The sequence below is a fragment of the Kitasatospora sp. NPDC059599 genome (assembly GCF_042735125.1).
In the GTDB taxonomy this organism is placed as follows: domain Bacteria; phylum Actinomycetota; class Actinomycetes; order Streptomycetales; family Streptomycetaceae; genus Kitasatospora.
The window spans coordinates 34,006-49,470 of sequence record NZ_JBHWCL010000023.1; the positions used below are offsets into that span (position 1 = coordinate 34,006).

Sequence of the window (15,465 nt, forward strand, 5' to 3'; positions counted from 1 at the left end):
GTTCCAACGAGCGGGTCACAGCAAACGCCCGCCCTCCCCGTGCCGTCAAGACCTGGGCACGGGAAGGACGGGCTCCGCAACCGTTCCGTTATCGACCACCGACGCCGGGCCTCGGCGACAGGGGCCCGTGCCGACGACGAGATGACGGCGCAACAGCGAGCGGCGAACTCTCCGACACCTGAACGCACATGCGCGGGAAGTCGGCCCGGCCGACTTCCCGCGCACCGTCAAGGCTTCTCAGCGGCCGACCTCCCGTGCCCGGAAGTCCTCGACCGTCTCCCGCCGGATCAGCAGCCGCGCCCGGCCGTCGCGAACCGCCACCACCGCCGGGCGGCCGACCAGGTTGTACCCGGAGGCCATCGACAGCTGGTACGCACCGGCCGCGGGCACGGCCAGCAGGTCGCCGGGGCGCAGGTCGGCGGGCAGCACCGCATCGCGTACCAGCACGTCGCCGGCCTCGCAGTGCCGGCCGACCACGTCCACCCGGGCCTCCCCCGCCTCCGAGCGGCGGCCCACCAACCGGACGCTGTACGGCGATCCGTACAGGGCCGGCCGCGGGTTGTCGCTCATCCCGCCGTCCACCGCGGCGAAGCAGCGGCCGTCGGCGCCGTGCTTGACCGACAGCACCCGGTACACCGCGACCGCCGCCGGGCCGGCGATCGCGCGGCCGGGCTCCACCACCAGGCGTGGCACCTCCAGCCCGGCCTCGGCGCAGCGCACCGCCAGCCGGTCGGTCACCCGGACGGCGAACTCGGCGACGTCCAACTCCTCGTCCCCGGGCAGGTAGCGGATGCCGTGGCCGCCGCCGAGGTCCAGTTCGGGCAGCTCCACGCCGTGCCGCTCGCGCACCTCGGCGAGCAGCCGCACCAACGTGTCCACCGCCCGCAGGTACGGCTCCGCGTCGGCGATCTGCGAGCCCAGGTGGCAGTGCAGACCGGCGAGTTCGAGTCCGGGCTGGTCGAGCACCCGGGCGATCGCGTCGGACGCGTCACCGCCCTCGATCGGGAAGCCGAACTTCTGCCCGCCGACGCCCGTGCGCACCGCCGCGTGGTGCCCGGCCGCGATCCCCGGCACGACCCGGACCAGCACCTTCTGCGGGGTGTCGGCCGCCACCAGCGCCGCCAGCCGGGCGATCTCGGCCGGCCCGTCGATGACGATCCGCCCGACCCGCAGCCGCCGGGCCAGCCGCAGCTCGTCCGGGGACTTCGCGTTGCCGTGCAGCAGGATCCGCTGCGCCGGGAAGCCCGCCGAGACCGCCAGCCACAGCTCGCCGGACGAGCAGACGTCCAGGCCCAGTCCCTCGTCGGCCACCCAGTCGGCCATCGCGCTGCACAGGAAGGCCTTGGCCGCGTACAGCACCTCGGCGTGCGGCAGCGCCCGCCGGTAGGCCCGGGCGCGGGCCCTGACCTCGCCCTCGTCCAGCACGTACAGCGGGGTGCCGAACCGCTCGGCGGCCTCGGCAAGCCCGACCCCGCCGACCAGCACGTCGGCTCCCCGGCCGGGCCGCGCCGAGGCCGGCCAGGGGCTGCCGAGTGTGTCGGCGGGGGCCGTCGCCGGGGACGGGACGGGCGGGGACGGCACGGGCGGGGCGGTGAGCTGGGTCATGGCAGCTGCTCCTACGAAGGGTCGTGCGGGGGTGGGTCGCGGTCCTCGGTTCAGTCCTCGTAGTGCATCGCGAAGCGGCAGTTCGCCGGGCGGGTGCGGAGGCGGTCGCGCTCGGCCGCCGGGCCCGGTTCCGGCGGCTCGGGCTGGTCCTGGCTTCCGGCGGCGGATACCAGGCGGATGGTGCGCTCCAGCGGCCGGTCGACGTCGATGACGAGGGTGGCGGTGGTCACGGCGGGGTCCTTTCGGGCGGTGGGCCGGACGACCGGAGACTCGGTTCGTACGGCCGGACACCTCCAGTGGAGACCCTCCGCACACCGACCGCATCCCTCCTTGACGCAGGACCTACGCCCCCGCCGCCGACCTTGACGCCCTCCTGACAGCCCCGCACCGACCGCGTCAGGGTGGTGTCAAGGACGGCTGTTCCGGCGCCAAGCCCGTGTCAAGAACGGCATGGCCCGTAGGCCGCCGGTGGTGGGCTGTCCGCCGTTCCCCGTCGCTCCCCGAACCGCCGCCCCACCCGACCGGGCGGCCCGGAAGGTCCCCCGAGACGATGCGCCGTTCGGCCCTCACCACCCCGGACCACACCTCCGACCAGCAGAACTGGTTCCGTCGCCCGGAGCGGCTCGCGGCCCCGGCGCCCGAACCGCCGCCGAGCCACCGGCCCACCTCACCCGGCGGCCGCCGTCGGCTCATCACCCGGAAGCAGTTGGCCGAGGCCCTGCCCGCCGCCGTCCGCAAGCTGCACCCGCGCACCATGGCGCGCAACCCGGTGATGTTGGTGGTCGAGACCGGCTCGGCGCTCACCACCATCAGCGCCGTCCTCCACCCCGGCGTCTTCGCCTGGGTGATCTCCTTCTGGCTCTGGCTGACCGTGCTGTTCGCCAATCTGGCCGAGGCCGTCGCCGAGGCCCGCGGCAAGGCCCAGGCCGAGTCGCTGCGCCGCGCCCAGGCCGGCACCACCGCGCGCCGCCTGCTGCACTGGCGGGTCGGCACCCGCGACCACCGCCACGAGACCATCCCCGCCGAGCAGTTGCTGCTGCACGACATCGTGCTGGTGCCGGCCGGCGAGGTCATCCCCCAGGACGGCGAGGTCGTCGAAGGCGTCGCCGCCGTCGACGAGTCCGCCATCACCGGGGAGTCCGCGCCCGTCATCCGTGAGTCGGGCGGCGACCGCACCGCCGTCACCGGCGGCACCCGGGTGCTCTCCGACCACCTGGTCGTCCGCGTCACCTCCCGCCCCGGGCAGAGCTTCATCGACCGGATGATCGCCCTGGTCGAGGGCGCGAACCGGCAGAAGACCCCGAACGAGATCGCGCTCAACATCCTGCTCGCCTCGCTCACCATCGTCTTCCTGCTCTCGGTGGTCTCCCTCCAGCCGATGGCCATCTACGCCGGTGCGCCCCAAACCACCATCGTGCTGGTCGCGTTGATGGTCGCGCTCATCCCGACCACCATCGGCGCCCTGCTCTCGGCGATCGGCATCGCCGGGATGGACCGTCTCGTCCAGCGCAACGTGATCGCCCTCTCCGGCCGCGCGGTGGAAGCCGCCGGGGACGTCGACGTCCTGCTGCTCGACAAGACCGGCACCATCACCCACGGCAACCGCCGGGCCGTCGCCCTGCAGCCGCTGCCCGGCGCGACCACCGAACAGCTCGCCGAGGCAGCCCAGTTGGCCTCCCTCGCGGACGAGACCCCGGAGGGCCGCTCCCTCGTCGACCTGACGAATCGTCAGTACTGGGTGCCGCCGCGCTCCCCCGGCGAACTCGGCGAACAGCAGCCCGTCCCGTTCACCGCCCACAGCCGGATGAGCGGCGTCGACCTCACCTGGCCCGACGGCACCACCTGCCTGATCCGCAAGGGCGCGGCCACCGCCGTCGCCCGCTGGGTGACCGACTCCGGCGGACACCTGCCTGTGGAGGCCGAGCCGCTGGTCGACCGGATCGCCGCGGCCGGCGGCACCCCGCTGCTGGTCGCCGTCCACGACCGGCACGGCGCCCGCGCCCTCGGGGTCGTCGAGCTCAGGGACGTGGTGAAGGAGGGCATCGCCGAACGCTTCGCCGAACTGCGCCGGATGGGCATCCGCACGGTCATGGTCACCGGCGACAACCCGCTCACCGCCAGGGCCATCGCCGAGGAGGCCGGGGTGGACGACTTCCTCGCCGAGGCCACCCCCGAGGACAAGCTCGCCCACCTGCGGCGCGAGCAGGCCGCCGGGAACATGGTCGCGATGACCGGCGACGGCACCAACGACGCCCCCGCGCTCGCCCAGGCCGACGTCGGCGTCGCGATGAACTCCGGCACCCCCGCCGCCAAGGAGGCTGGCAACATGGTCGACCTGGACTCCAACCCGGCCAAGCTCATCGACATCGTCCGGGTGGGCAAGCAACTCCTCATCACCCGCGGCGCGTTGACCACCTTCTCGATCACCAACGACGTGGCCAAGTTCTTCGCGATCATCCCCGCGATGTTCGCGAACGCCTACCCCGGCCTGCACCACCTCAACATCATGGAACTGCACAGCCCCACCTCTGCCATCGCCTCCGCGATCATCTTCAACGCCCTGATCATCGTCGCGCTGATCCCGCTCGCCCTGCGCGGCGTCCGCTACCAGCCCGCCTCCGCCACCGACCTGCTCCGGCGCAACCTGCGGGTGTACGGCCTGGGCGGACTGGTCCTGCCGTTCCTCGGCATCAAGGCCATCGACCTGCTCATCCAGTTCGTCCCGGGCCTGGGCTGAGGACCACCGCCGGGTGCGCCTGTCAGAAGGCCGTCAAGATGTTCGCGCCTGGCGTCATGGTGGTGTCAGCGCCGGTACGGAGGAGGCCGTTCCGGGGTTCACTGGAGTCATCCGAAGCGAGGAGCACCCGACCGGAGAACCCCCACCGGAGAGACGGAGGCGAACGGCCATGACCGGGACCACCCGAGTGATCGTCGGCCTGAGCGGATCACTGAGCAGCCTGGCCGCCCTGTACCACGCCGTCGGCGAGGCGGCCCGGAACGAAGCGGTTCTGGTGCCCGTCGCCGCGTGGACCGCCGGCGAGCAGGACGGGCTGCGCCCGAACTCCGAACCGGAACACGCCGCCCGGCGCCGCCTCGACATCGCCTTCGAACAGGCCTACGGCGGCTACCCCTCCGGCCTGGTCATCCACCCGGTGGTGATCAACACCGAGCCCGGGCGCGCCCTGGTCGGCGCCGTCACCGGCCCGGACGACCTGCTCGTCCTCGGTGCCGCCACGCGCCGCCGCTTCGACCGGCTGCGCCACGGCTCGGTCGCCCGCCACTGCCGCCACCGGGCCGGCTGCCGCGTGGTCGAGGTCTCGCCCTCCGCCCTGCTCACCCGCCTCGAACTCCCCGCCCGCACCGGCGCACCGCTGCCACTGCTGGCCCACTGACCCGCCGGCCTGCCGGCCCGCTGGCCCACTGACCCGGGTGTCGGCGGGCGGCCGAACGGTCCGCTCCTCCCCTTGCCTCGATCCCGCCGCCTCTGCCGGGCCGGGCCGCCCGGACGGGCGCCCGACCAGGACGGGAGCCGGCGGGATCGGCCGTTCCCGGGTGGTGACGCCGCCCGATGACCGCGGAACCGGTGGCCCGCACTCGCGGCCACCGGGACGACACCGGGCGGCACCTTGCCGTACGGCCGGATTCCACAACTTCGACACCGCTGTCGAATTTGGCATGGCCAGGCTATCCTGACCCGAGGTCCGAAGAAGAGCTCCCTGCCCCGTCGATGAACGCGCCCCGCGGCGCGCCCGACCGGAAGGAGGCGCGACCCATGAGTCCGGGATGACGTCCAACCCACAGCACACACACGCATTCTGACGGAACGTCAACACCGATACCGCGCTTCACCGCCGAGCCCGTCGGGGCGTGCCCCGGGCCGCCCGCCGCCGTTGTACGGAAGGTGAATCGCCGCGCCCGCCCGAAAGCCCCGGTCACCCTGCCGAGGAAGAGGTTCCGCATGTCGACGTCCCGGCTCCACCCGCGCCCCGGCGAGGCCGCGGCCCTGCTCACCGTGCTCGGCCTGCTCGTCCTGGAGGAGATCGCCCTCGGCATGGCCGAGGAGGAGGACCGCCCCGTCATCGGCGGCATCCTGATCGGCGCCTCCGGCGCCGGCCTCCTCGTCGTCGGCGCCGTTCTCCTCACCCGCTGGCTCGACGCCCGCCGCCCGCTCCCCCTGCCGCCACTCGGCCCCAACGGCCGCGAGTACAGCGCCCGCGCCCTCGAAGGCTTCCCGATGGAAGCCGTCCGCCCCCTGCTGCTCGGCGAGGACGCGCCCCAGCTCGGCCAGCTCTACTCCGCCTGGATGCTCGCCCGCACGGGCCGCCCCGCCGCCTGGATCGCCCGCCGCCTCGACATCCCCCTCGACGCCGCCCACCTCCTGGTCGACGCCGCCCGCTCCTCGCAACTCCGTCAACGCCGCTGACCGGGCGAGGCGTTCGCCTGCGCCACCAGGTACGGGAGCAGCCCGCGCTCCGCCAACGCCGCCCGCCAGGCGTCCCGCGCCAGGACCAACTCCCCCGGCCCGTCCGCCTCCTCGCCCGGCGCCTGCGCCGACCGGACCGCCGTACCCAGCAGCCCCAGCCCGCCGATCAGCAGGCTCACCGCCGCCGCCCCGACCGCCACCCACCCGGCACTCACCAGGGCGTGCGCCAGCACGTCCAGGTCCTCCACCAGGCCCAACAGCCAGCCCAGCAGCAGGAAGACCGCCGCCGCCACCCCGGCGACGATCGGCACGATCACCCCCAGCACCCCCCACCAGCCCGACCCGCGCCCCCGGGGCGGCGCCTCCACCGGCAGGCGCGCCACCGCGTCCGCGTCCGCCCGCAGCGTCGCGTACCGCTCGTACTCCGGCGCCGCCGCGGCCAGCACGAACTCCGCGTTCTCCCGCGCCACCCGCCGCAACCACTCCACCCCACGCGCCTCGGCCCCGCCCTCGCGCAACGCCTCGCGCACCTGCGGAGCCGCGAGCGCCCGCCCGAGCTCCGTCTCGAAGTCCGCCCGATCCTGCTGCGGCAGCCGTAGCGGCCTGTCCATGCGCGTCCCCGTCCTCCGGTCATGCAGTTCTACAGCACTGTAGAACAAGGGGGCGCATCGTAGCAGCCCTGCTCACCGGCGGACCTCCGCGGACGAGGGACCGGCCGTCGGCACGCGTGCGAGGGCGGCCCGGATGGTCTCCGCCGGATCCGGAACGGTGGCGCTCCACTCGCGCAACCGGTCGACGGTCTGCGGGGCCCCGTCGCTTCGACATCTCCGACGGCCGTGCGGACTGCGGCCGCCAGGGCGTTCCCGGACCGGCTCCGGCACGCCCCCGGGCCCGGACGAACTCCGTCACCGCACACGGCGGGACGCCCTCCGGCAGATCACCGGTGGGCGCCCCGGTCCCGGACTCCCCGGGAGGCTGACGGCCACGGCCCGTGCCCCCGGATCCGGGGGCACGGGCGCAGGGTCCGTCCTCAGCTCGTGGGCTCGGGCGTCGGCGTGGCCGCGGGAGCGTCCGCGGTGACGAGGGTGACGCGCCTGGCGTCCGCCGCCGCCGGCGGGGTGGCGCCGATGTTGGAGACGGTGGCGGTGAGGACGGCGTCGACGTCGGGGATCCAGTTGAAGGTCTTGGACTGGACGACGATCTGGCGCTGCTGCGGCGTGCCGTCGCAGATGACGTCCGCCTCGGCCGTCCGGCTGGAGCCGAAGGCGATCGAGGAGGAGTCCTGCGGGTCCTTCTGCTCGACGGAGACGGTGAGCGACCGGGCCTCGGCGCCGACGGAGCAGACGTATCCGACGTCGACCCGGACCTTCCCGGGCAGTTTCGCGTCGATGGTGGCGTCACCGAGGGTGACGGTGGTGATGGCGGGTGCCGGGTCGGCGGCCTGGGCGGGGGCGGCGAGGCCGGTGAGGGCCGCGGTCACGGCCGTCAGGATGATCCAGCGTTGCACTGCAACCTCCCTGTGCTGAGGACGGGTTGCGGCCGACGCTAACCGCCCGGCCGGACCACCGCGCGCCGAGGCCGTCCGGTCGTCATACCAACAGCCCAGCGCCTTTGCCACAGCCGCCGCACCGCCCCGCCGCCGCACCGCCACGCCGCCGCAGCCGCCTCACCGCCGCCGGAGCCACACCGCCCAGGTCAGCACCGAGCAGAGCACGTACGCCCCGAGGAACCCGAAGTACGCCGCGTCCCCGTTGTGGCTGGCGAGGAAGGACTGCCGGAACGCCAGGTTCACCAGCACCCCGCCGAAGGCCCCGATCGCCCCGGCGAGCCCGATCAGGGCGGCGGATCGGCGCCGGGCCTCGGTCTCGGCGGCCGCCGGGTCGGCGCCGGCCGCGACCGCCGTGCGGGCGACGGCCTGGTAGTGCGCCGGGATCATCTTGTACGTCGAACCGTTGCCGATCCCGCTGAGCATGAACAGCGCGACGAACCCGGCCAGGAACAGCGGCAGCGAGCCCGCCCGCGACGCGGCGAGCACCACCCCCGTCCCGGCCCCCATGGCGAGGAAGGTGCACAGCGTGACGACCGCCCCGCCGTACCGGTCCGCGAGCCGCCCGCCGACGGGCCGCAGCAGCGAGCCGAGCAGCGGCCCGAGGAAGGTGAGCGCGGCCGCCTTGACCGGGGTGTCGAAGCGCTCGTGGAACTGCACCTGCAGCACCTGCCCGAAGGCGAAGCCGAAGCCGATGAACGAGCCGAAGGTCCCGATGTACAGCGTGGAGACGGCCCAGCCGTACGGGTCGCGGGCGACCTCGCGCAGTGCCCGGCCCTCACCGGACGAACCGGCCTGCGCCGGCGCCAGGTTGTCCATCCGCCACCACGCCCCGGCCGCCGCGAGCACGATCAGCGGGAGATAGATCAGCGGCAGCAGCCGGGGGTGGGCCGCGCCGGCGGTGGCCAGGACGAGCAGCCCGAGCAGTTGCACGGCCGGCACCCCGAGGTTGCCGCCGCCCGCGTTGACGCCGAGTGCCCAGCCCTTCAGCCGGTGCGGGTAGAAGGCGTTGATGTTGGCCATCGAGGAGGCGAAGTTGCCGCCGCCGACCCCGGCGACGCAGGCGACGGCGAGCAGTGTGCCGTACCGGACGCCCGGTTCCAGCACCAGGGCGGCGAGCGTGGTGGGGACGAGCAGCAGCAGGGCGCTGATCACCGTCCAGGTGCGTCCGCCGAAGCGTGCGACGGCGAAGGTGTACGGCAGCCGCAGCAGCGCGCCGAGCGCGGTGGGGAGGGCGGTGAGGGTGAACTTCCCGGCGGTGTCGATGTGGTACTCGGGTCCGAGGAAGAGGACGAGGACCGACCAGAGGCTCCACACCGAGAAGCCGATGTGTTCGGAGAGCACCGAGAACACCAGGTTGCGGCGGGCGATCCGGGCGCCGGCGCGCTCCCAGAACTCCTCGTCCTCCGGGTCCCAGTCGGCCGGCGGGGCGGGCTTTCTCGCGTCCAGGACGGTGGTCATCGCGCACCCCCGGTCGCGGCCACCCGCACCGGCCAGCGCCGCAGGACGGCGGGCGTGCCGTCGGGGGCGGTGTCCTCGTCCAGGCAGCGCCCGTCGGTGAGGTCGTACACCTGCTTGTACATCGGCGAGATGAGCGTGGGCCTGTCGCCGCGGCTGCCGAGCAGGCCCCGGGAGAGGACCGGGGCGCCGCTGAACGGGTCGAGGTTGTCGACGGCGTAGAGCGTTCCGGCGCGGTCACGGAAGAGGGCGACCTGACCGGCCGCCGGGAGCAGTACGGCGACGCCGCGGCCGGGTTGCAGGTCGGCGAGGGCGCAGACGGTCCGCCAGCCGGTCCCGTCGTGGATTTGTACGGTCACGGGGTGAGCACCTCCAGTCGGGCCCCGGCGACGAGCACCGGGGAGTCGAGGGTGTGGCCGGCCTCGCCGGGGCGGGCGGGCCGGATCTGGCCGCGTTCGGGGACGAAGGTCACGGCGGGGTCGGGGGTGCCGGGGGCGTTGACGAAGGAGGCGAAGCGCCGCATCCGCTCGGGGTCGGCCAGGGTCTCGGCCCATTCGTCCCGGTAGCCGCCGATGTGACGGCTCATCAGTTCGTCCAGTTCGGCGGCGATGCCGAGCGCGTCGTCGAGCACGACGGCCCGCAGGTGGTCCAGGCCGCCTTCCAGCCGTTCCAGCCAGACCGAGGTGCGTTCCAACCGGTCGGCGGTACGGATGTAGAACATCAGGTAGCGGTCGATGGTGCGGATGAGCGTGTCGCGGTCGAGGTCGGCGGCGAGGAGGTCGGCGTGGCGCGGGGTCATGCCGCCGTTGCCGCCGACGTAGAGGTTCCAGCCGGCCGAGGTGGCGATGACGCCGAAGTCCTTGCTCTGCGCCTCCGCACATTCGCGGGCGCAGCCGGAGACGGCGGCCTTGAGCTTGTGCGGGGAGCGCAGGCCCCGGTACCGCAGTTCGAGTTCGATGGCGAGGGTGGTGGAGTCCTGGACGCCGAAGCGGCACCAGGTCTCGCCGACGCAGGACTTCACGGTGCGCAGCGACTTGCCGTAGGCGTGTCCGGACTCGAAGCCGGCGTCGACCAGCCTGCGCCAGATGACCGGGAGCTGGTCGACGGTGGCGCCGAACATGTCGATCCGCTGACCGCCGGTGATCTTGGTGTAGAGGCCGTGGTCGCGGGCGATCTCGCCGATCGTGATCAGGCCCTCGGGGGTGATCTCGCCGCCGGGCACCCGGGGGACGACCGAGTACGAGCCGTTGCGCTGCAGGTTGGCGAGGAAGTGGTCGTTGGAGTCCTGGAGGGTGCCCTGCTCGCCGTCCAGGATGTGGCCGTTGCCGAGGCTGGCGAGGATGGAGGCGACGGTGGGCTTGCAGATCTCGCAGCCTTCGCCGCCGCTGCCGTGCCCTGCGAGCAGTTCGGAGAAGCCGGCCACCCCGGTGACCCGGACGATCTCGTACAACTCGGCCCGGGTGTGGGCGAAGTGCTCGCACAGGCCCTTGACGGTGCTGACCCCGGCAGCCTCCAGCTCCTCGGTGACGACGGTGCCGAGCTGCTTGAGGCAGCTGCCGCAGCCGGTGCCGGCCCGGGTGCACTTCTTGACGGCGGCGACGCTGTCGGCGCCCTGCTCGCGGACGGCGGCGCGCACCGCGCCCTGGGTGACGTTGTGGCAGGAGCAGAGCACCGCGTCGTCGGGCAGCGCGACCGCTGTGGCGGAGGCGAACCCGGCGGGCAGGACGAGCTGTTCGGGGGCGACGGTGAGCGGTTTGCCGGCGACGGCGAGCGGGCGCAGGGCGCCGTAGCCCTCGGTGTCGCCGACCAGGACGCCGCCGAGCAGTGCGCCGTCGGTGCCGATGACGAGCTTGCGGTAGACGCCGCTGCGGCTGTCGCTGTAGAGCACGTCGAGGGCGCCCTCGGCGGTGCCGTGCGGGTCCCCGAAGCTGGCGACGTCCACGCCGAGCAGCTTGAGCTTGGTGGAGGTGTCCGCGCCGACGAAGCCCTCGCCCGCGGGGCCGCCGCCCTCGCGGTCGAACGCGGCGAGGGTGCGCGCCGCCGTCTCGGCCATCTGGTAGCCGGGGGCGACCAGGCCGTAGACCCGGCCGTCGACGGCCTGGGCGCACTCGCCGACGGCGAGGATCACCGGGTCCTCGGTGCGGCAGTGCGCGTCGACCACGACGCCGCCGCGCGGGCCGACCGGCAGTCCGCAGTCCCGGGCGAGCTGGTCGCGGGCGCGCACGCCGGCCGAGAACACCACCAGTTCGGCGGGCAGTTCGCGGCCGTCGGAGAGGGCGAGGCCGCGGACCCGGCCGTCCGGGCCGGTGAGGACTCCGGCGGCGCCGGCGCCGGTGTGGACGGTGACGCCGAGGTCCTCGATCTTTCGGCGCAGTGCGGCGCCGCCGCCGTCGTCCACCTGGACGGCCATCAGCCGGGGCGCGAACTCGACGACGTGGGTGTCCAGTCCGCCGGCCCGCAGCGCGCCGGCCGCCTCCAGCCCGAGCAGGCCGCCACCGACGACGACGCCCGTCCCGGCGGCCACGGCCCCGGCACGGATCGCGTCGACGTCCTCGATGGTGCGGTAGACGTGGCAGCCGGGGGCGTCGGTGCCGGGCACCGGCGGCACGAAGGGCACCGAGCCGGTGGCCAGCACCAGGGCGTCGTAGCGGACGCCGGCGCCGGAGCGGGTGCGTACCAGCCGCCGTTCGCGGTCGACCGCGGTGGCCGGGTCGCCCAGCCGCAGGTCGATGCCGTGCTCGGTGAGGAAGCCGGCCGGGCAGAGCCCGAGGTCGTCGGCGGTGCTGCCGGTGAACAGCGCGCTGAGGTGGACGCGGTCGTAGGCGGGCCGGGGCTCCTCGGCGAGCACGGTGACCCGCCAGCCGCGGGCGGCCGGCTGCTCGGTCCAGGCCTCCAGGAAACGCTGGCCGACCATGCCGTGGCCGACCAGGACGAGGTCCCGGACAGGGCGGTCGTCAAGGGTCATCGCGCTACTCCAGTCATGGCGGTTCCTCGGGTGAGCAGGTGCAGGGGGTGGCCGGCGAGTGCGCCGTCGTCGGCGAAGGCGCCGGCCAGCGCGTCCACGGTGGCCAGGTCGCCGAGCAGGATGGCGCCGACCAGGCGGTCGCCGCGCAGGACGAGCTTCTTGTAGCTGCCGCGGGTGGCGTCGGTGAGCCGCAGGACGTCGAGGCCCGGGTCGAGGGTCTCGTCCACGGTGCCGAAGGCCGCGTACTCCAGGCCGCCGGTACTGAGCCGGGCGCGCGGGCGGGTGCCGGGGTAGCGGGCGTCCGGTTCGGCGCCGGAGAGCCGGCGGGCGAGCACGTCGGCCTGTTCCCAGGCGGGGCCGGCCAGGCCGTGGACGGTGCCGCGGTGCTCGGCGCAGTCGCCGATCGCGGACACTCCGGGGGCGACCGCCAGGCCGTCGTCGACCAGGACGCCGGTGGCGACGGGCAGTCCGGCGGCGTGGGCGAGCGCGGTGCGCGGCCGGGTGCCGCAGGCCAGGACGACCAGGTCGCAGTCGAGCCGGTAACCGTTGGCGAGCTCGACGGCGCCGACCCTCCCCGGGCCTTCGGCCGGGGGGACCAGCGCGGCGCCGTGCACGGCGCGGGCGCGGTTGCCGGTGTAGCACTCGACCCCGAGCGTCCGCAGCCGCTCGCGCAGCACATCGGCCGCCTCCGGATCAAGCTGACGTTCGATCAGATGTGGTCCCTGGTGGACGATTTCGGTGCGGACGCCGAGCGCGGCCAGCGCCCGGGCGGCGCTCACCCCGAGGACGCCGCCGCCGATCACCACGGCCCGCCCGGCGCCGACGGCCTCCTCGGCGAGCCGGGTGCAGTCCTCCAGGGTGCGCAGCGTGTGCACGCCCTCGACCAGCCCGTGCCCGTCGGCGCGGCGCAGTCCGCGGACGGGCGGCAGCACGGGGTTGGCGCCGGTGGCGAGGACCAGTTCGTCCCAGCCCTCGACACCGCCGTCGGCGAGCCGCAACGTCCGGGCCGGCAGGTCGAGCGCGACGACCTCGCAGCCGGGCCTGGCCGTCGCCCCGCCCAGCGGCAGCGCGATCGACTCCGCGTCGTAGCGGCCGCTCAGCACCTCGGCGAGCAGCACCCGGTTGTACGGGCCGCGCGGCTCGGCGCCGTACACGGTGACCGTGCCGGGCCCGCCGAGCGCCCCGTACCGCTCGGCGAAGCGGGCGGCCGCCATGCCGCCGCCGACCACGGCGATCCTGGGGGTCATGACGTCACCTCCGGGTGTGCGCGCTCCACCCGGACGGCGCAGATCTTGAACTCCGGCATCCTCGACACCGGGTCGAGCGCCGGGTTGGTGAGGCTGTTGGCCCGGCCGGCGCCCGCCCAGTGGAAGGGCATGAAGACGGTGTCCGGCCGGATCGCGTCGGTGACCCGCGCCGGGGCGACGGCCCGGCCGCGCCGGCTGGTGACCGCGACCGGCTCGCCGTCCGCGATCCCGAGCCCTTCGGCGAGCCGCGGGTGCAGTTCGACGTAGGGGCCGGGCGCGGCCGCGTTCAGCTCGGCGACCCGCCGGGTCTGCGCGCCGCTCTGGTACTGGGAGAGCACCCGGCCGGTGGTCAGGTACAGCGGGTACGCCTCGTCCGGTTCCTCGGCGGCGGGGCGGTGGGTGACGGCGGCGAAGCGGGCCCGGCCGTCCGGGGTGGCGAAGCGGTCCAGGAAGAGCCGGGGTGTGCCGGGGTGGTCCTCGGACGGGCAGGGCCAGAACACCCCGTCCTCGGCGGCGATCCGGGCGTAGCTGACGCCCGCGTAGTCGGCGTCGCCGCCGGCCGAGGCCCGGCGCAGCTCGTCGAAGGCCCGCTCGGCCTCGGCCGGGAAGCCGTCCGGCACGCCGAGCCGGGCGGCCAGTTCGCGCAGCACCCACAGTTCGCTGCGCACGCCCTCCGGCGGGTCGACGGCGCGCCGGCGCAGGATCACCCGGCCCTCCAGGTTGGTGGTGGTGCCGTCCTCCTCGGCCCACTGGGTGACCGGCAGCACGACGTCCGCGAGCCGGGCGGTCTCGGAGAGCACCAGGTCGGCGACGACCAGCAGGTCCAGCGCGCGCAGCCGCTCGGTGACGTGCCCGGCGTCGGGCGCGGAGACCGCCGGGTTGGAGCCGGCCAGCAGCAGGGCCCGCACGCCGTCGGGGCGGCCGAGGCCGTCCAGCAGCTCGTAGGCGGACTTGCCGGGGCCGGGCAGCGCGGCCGCTTCGACGCCCCAGACCGCCGCGACGTGCGCCCGCGCCGCCGGGTCCTCGATCGAGCGGTAGCCGGGCAGCTGGTCGGCCTTCTGGCCGTGCTCGCGCCCGCCCTGGCCGTTGCCCTGGCCGGTCAGGCAGCCGTAGCCGCTGTACGGGCGGCCGGCCTTGCCGGTGGCCAGGCAGAGGTCGATCCACGCGCCGACGGTGTCGGTGCCCTTGCTCTGCTGCTCCGGGCCGCGGGCGGTGAGCACCATGCCGGTCCGCGCCTCGCCGAACAGCCGGGCGGCCTCGCGCAGCCGGTGGGCGGGGACGCCGGTGATCCGTTCCACCCGGTCCGGCCAGTGGGCCATCGCCGACTCGCGGGCCCGGTCGAAGCCGGTGGTGCGCCGCGCCACGAAGTCGTGGTCCACCCGGCCGTCCGCGATCACCAGGTGGAGCAGGCCGAGGGCGAGCGCCAGGTCCCCGCCGGGGCGCGGCTGCAGGTGCAGGTCGGCGAGTTCGGCGGTGCGGGTGCGGCGCGGGTCGACCACGATCAACGTGCCGCCGTTCTCCCGCAGTTCGCGGAAGTAGCGGACGGCGGGCGGCATCGTCTCGGCCGGGTTGGCGCCGACCAGGATCAGGCAGTCGGTGTGCGGGATGTCGGCGAGCGGGAACGGCAGTCCGCGGTCCAGGCCGAAGGCCCGCCGGTGCGCGGCCGCCGCCGAGGACATACAGAACCGGCCGTTGTAGTCGATGTTGGCGGTGCCCAGCACCACCCGGGCGAACTTGCCCAGCAGGTAGGCCTTCTCGTTGGTCAGGCCACCGCCGCCGAAGACGCCCACCGCGTCCGGCCCGTGCTCGGCCCGGGTCCGGGCCAGCCCGGCCGCGACCCGGTCCAGCGCCTCCGGCCAGCCCGCCGAACGCAGCGGCCCGCCCGGCCGGTCCCGCAGCAGCGGGCCGGTCAGCCGGACGCCCCGCGCCAGCAGCGCGGGCGCCGAACGGCCCTTGCCACAGAGCGCACCGCGGTTCACCGGGAAGTCCGGGCGTTCCAGCACCTCGACCGGAAGCACCTCGACCGGAAACACCCGGCCCGGGAGCGCCTGGGCCGGGGCGGCCCCGCCGGGTGCGCCGGGTGCGCCGGGTGCGCCGGCCGCGCCGGACGCGCCGACGCCCGGCGACAGCCGCATGCCGCACTGCAGCGAGCAGTACGGGCAGTGCGTGTCGATGGCGGCCGGCGGGGCCGCGGCGGCGTTCGGGCTGGTCAACGTCATGC

At 74.8% G+C, this 15,465-nt stretch carries 12 protein-coding genes; 3 read left to right on the forward strand and 9 right to left on the reverse strand.

Features of this window, described 5'->3' with window-relative positions; genetic code table 11:
- Positions 1-237 precede the first annotated feature (237 nt).
- Together lysA and ACFV04_RS11470 are read right to left on the reverse strand one after the other, a co-directional pair.
- Complete coding sequence (lysA, locus tag ACFV04_RS11465; RefSeq protein ID WP_380528516.1) at positions 238-1,605, reverse strand: diaminopimelate decarboxylase; 1,368 nt, start codon at positions 1,603-1,605, stop codon at positions 238-240.
- A 50-nt stretch (positions 1,606-1,655) separates the two neighbouring features.
- Positions 1,656-1,835, reverse strand: coding sequence for a hypothetical protein (locus ACFV04_RS11470; protein WP_380345907.1), 180 nt, complete (start codon positions 1,833-1,835; stop codon positions 1,656-1,658).
- 320 nt (positions 1,836-2,155) lie between these two features.
- Between ACFV04_RS11470 and kdpB the strand changes: the two genes are divergently transcribed.
- From kdpB to ACFV04_RS11485, 3 genes are all read left to right on the forward strand, one after another.
- Complete coding sequence (gene kdpB / locus ACFV04_RS11475) at positions 2,156-4,342, forward strand: potassium-transporting ATPase subunit KdpB (protein WP_380528518.1); 2,187 nt, start codon at positions 2,156-2,158, stop codon at positions 4,340-4,342.
- Positions 4,343-4,511: 169 nt separating this feature from the next.
- Positions 4,512-4,997: a universal stress protein gene (locus ACFV04_RS11480; protein WP_380345911.1), complete on the forward strand. Its 486-nt coding sequence runs from the start codon at positions 4,512-4,514 to the stop codon at positions 4,995-4,997.
- A gap of 566 nt (positions 4,998-5,563) precedes the next feature.
- Positions 5,564-6,028 (forward strand): hypothetical protein, encoded by a 465-nt coding sequence (locus tag ACFV04_RS11485; protein WP_360266557.1) that lies wholly within the window; start codon positions 5,564-5,566, stop codon positions 6,026-6,028.
- Here the strand turns inward: ACFV04_RS11485 and ACFV04_RS11490 are convergent.
- The 7 genes from ACFV04_RS11490 to ACFV04_RS11520 all read right to left on the reverse strand — a co-directional run bounded on the left by ACFV04_RS11490 (position 6,016) and on the right by ACFV04_RS11520 (position 15,463).
- Positions 6,016-6,639 carry a hypothetical protein gene (locus tag ACFV04_RS11490; protein WP_380528521.1) on the reverse strand — a complete coding sequence of 208 codons (624 nt, stop codon included), beginning with the start codon at positions 6,637-6,639 and terminating at the stop codon, positions 6,016-6,018. The genes ACFV04_RS11485 and ACFV04_RS11490 overlap by 13 nt on opposite strands.
- Positions 6,640-7,058: 419 nt before the next feature.
- Complete coding sequence (locus ACFV04_RS11495) at positions 7,059-7,535, reverse strand: hypothetical protein (RefSeq protein ID WP_380528523.1); 477 nt, start codon at positions 7,533-7,535, stop codon at positions 7,059-7,061.
- Positions 7,536-7,694: 159 nt separating this feature from the next.
- Entirely contained in the window at positions 7,695-9,035 is a 1,341-nt protein-coding gene (locus ACFV04_RS11500) for a nitrate/nitrite transporter (protein ID WP_380345917.1), read from the reverse strand.
- A complete protein-coding gene (gene nirD / locus ACFV04_RS11505) occupies positions 9,032-9,391 on the reverse strand; it encodes a nitrite reductase small subunit NirD (RefSeq protein WP_380345919.1) in 360 nt (119 codons plus the stop codon). Before nirD ends, ACFV04_RS11500 begins: the two co-directional genes overlap by 4 nt.
- Positions 9,388-11,997 carry a nitrite reductase large subunit NirB gene (nirB, locus tag ACFV04_RS11510; RefSeq protein WP_380528525.1) on the reverse strand — a complete coding sequence of 870 codons (2,610 nt, stop codon included), beginning with the start codon at positions 11,995-11,997 and terminating at the stop codon, positions 9,388-9,390. Before nirB ends, nirD begins: the two co-directional genes overlap by 4 nt.
- Complete coding sequence (locus tag ACFV04_RS11515) at positions 11,994-13,244, reverse strand: NAD(P)/FAD-dependent oxidoreductase (protein WP_380528527.1); 1,251 nt, start codon at positions 13,242-13,244, stop codon at positions 11,994-11,996. The genes nirB and ACFV04_RS11515 overlap by 4 nt, the downstream gene beginning before the upstream one ends.
- Positions 13,241-15,463, reverse strand: coding sequence for a molybdopterin oxidoreductase family protein (locus ACFV04_RS11520; protein WP_380528565.1), 2,223 nt, complete (start codon positions 15,461-15,463; stop codon positions 13,241-13,243). Before ACFV04_RS11520 ends, ACFV04_RS11515 begins: the two co-directional genes overlap by 4 nt.
- Between the last annotated feature and the right edge of the window lie 2 nt (positions 15,464-15,465).

Bases quoted from the DNA above. Each gene is read 5' to 3' on its own strand.
- kdpB (WP_380528518.1), top strand. From the start codon at position 2,156: ATGCGCCGTTCGGCCCTCACCACCCCGGACCACACCTCCGACCAGCAG.
- ACFV04_RS11480 (WP_380345911.1), top strand. From the start codon at position 4,512: ATGACCGGGACCACCCGAGTGATCGTCGGCCTGAGCGGATCACTGAGC.
- nirB (WP_380528525.1), bottom strand. From the start codon at position 11,997: ATGACCCTTGACGACCGCCCTGTCCGGGACCTCGTCCTGGTCGGCCAC.
- ACFV04_RS11490 (WP_380528521.1), bottom strand. From the start codon at position 6,639: ATGGACAGGCCGCTACGGCTGCCGCAGCAGGATCGGGCGGACTTCGAG.
- ACFV04_RS11500 (WP_380345917.1), bottom strand. From the start codon at position 9,035: ATGACCACCGTCCTGGACGCGAGAAAGCCCGCCCCGCCGGCCGACTGG.
- ACFV04_RS11485 (WP_360266557.1), top strand. From the start codon at position 5,564: ATGTCGACGTCCCGGCTCCACCCGCGCCCCGGCGAGGCCGCGGCCCTG.
- ACFV04_RS11515 (WP_380528527.1), bottom strand. From the start codon at position 13,244: ATGACCCCCAGGATCGCCGTGGTCGGCGGCGGCATGGCGGCCGCCCGC.
- ACFV04_RS11520 (WP_380528565.1), bottom strand. From the start codon at position 15,463: ATGACGTTGACCAGCCCGAACGCCGCCGCGGCCCCGCCGGCCGCCATC.
- lysA (WP_380528516.1), bottom strand. From the start codon at position 1,605: ATGACCCAGCTCACCGCCCCGCCCGTGCCGTCCCCGCCCGTCCCGTCC.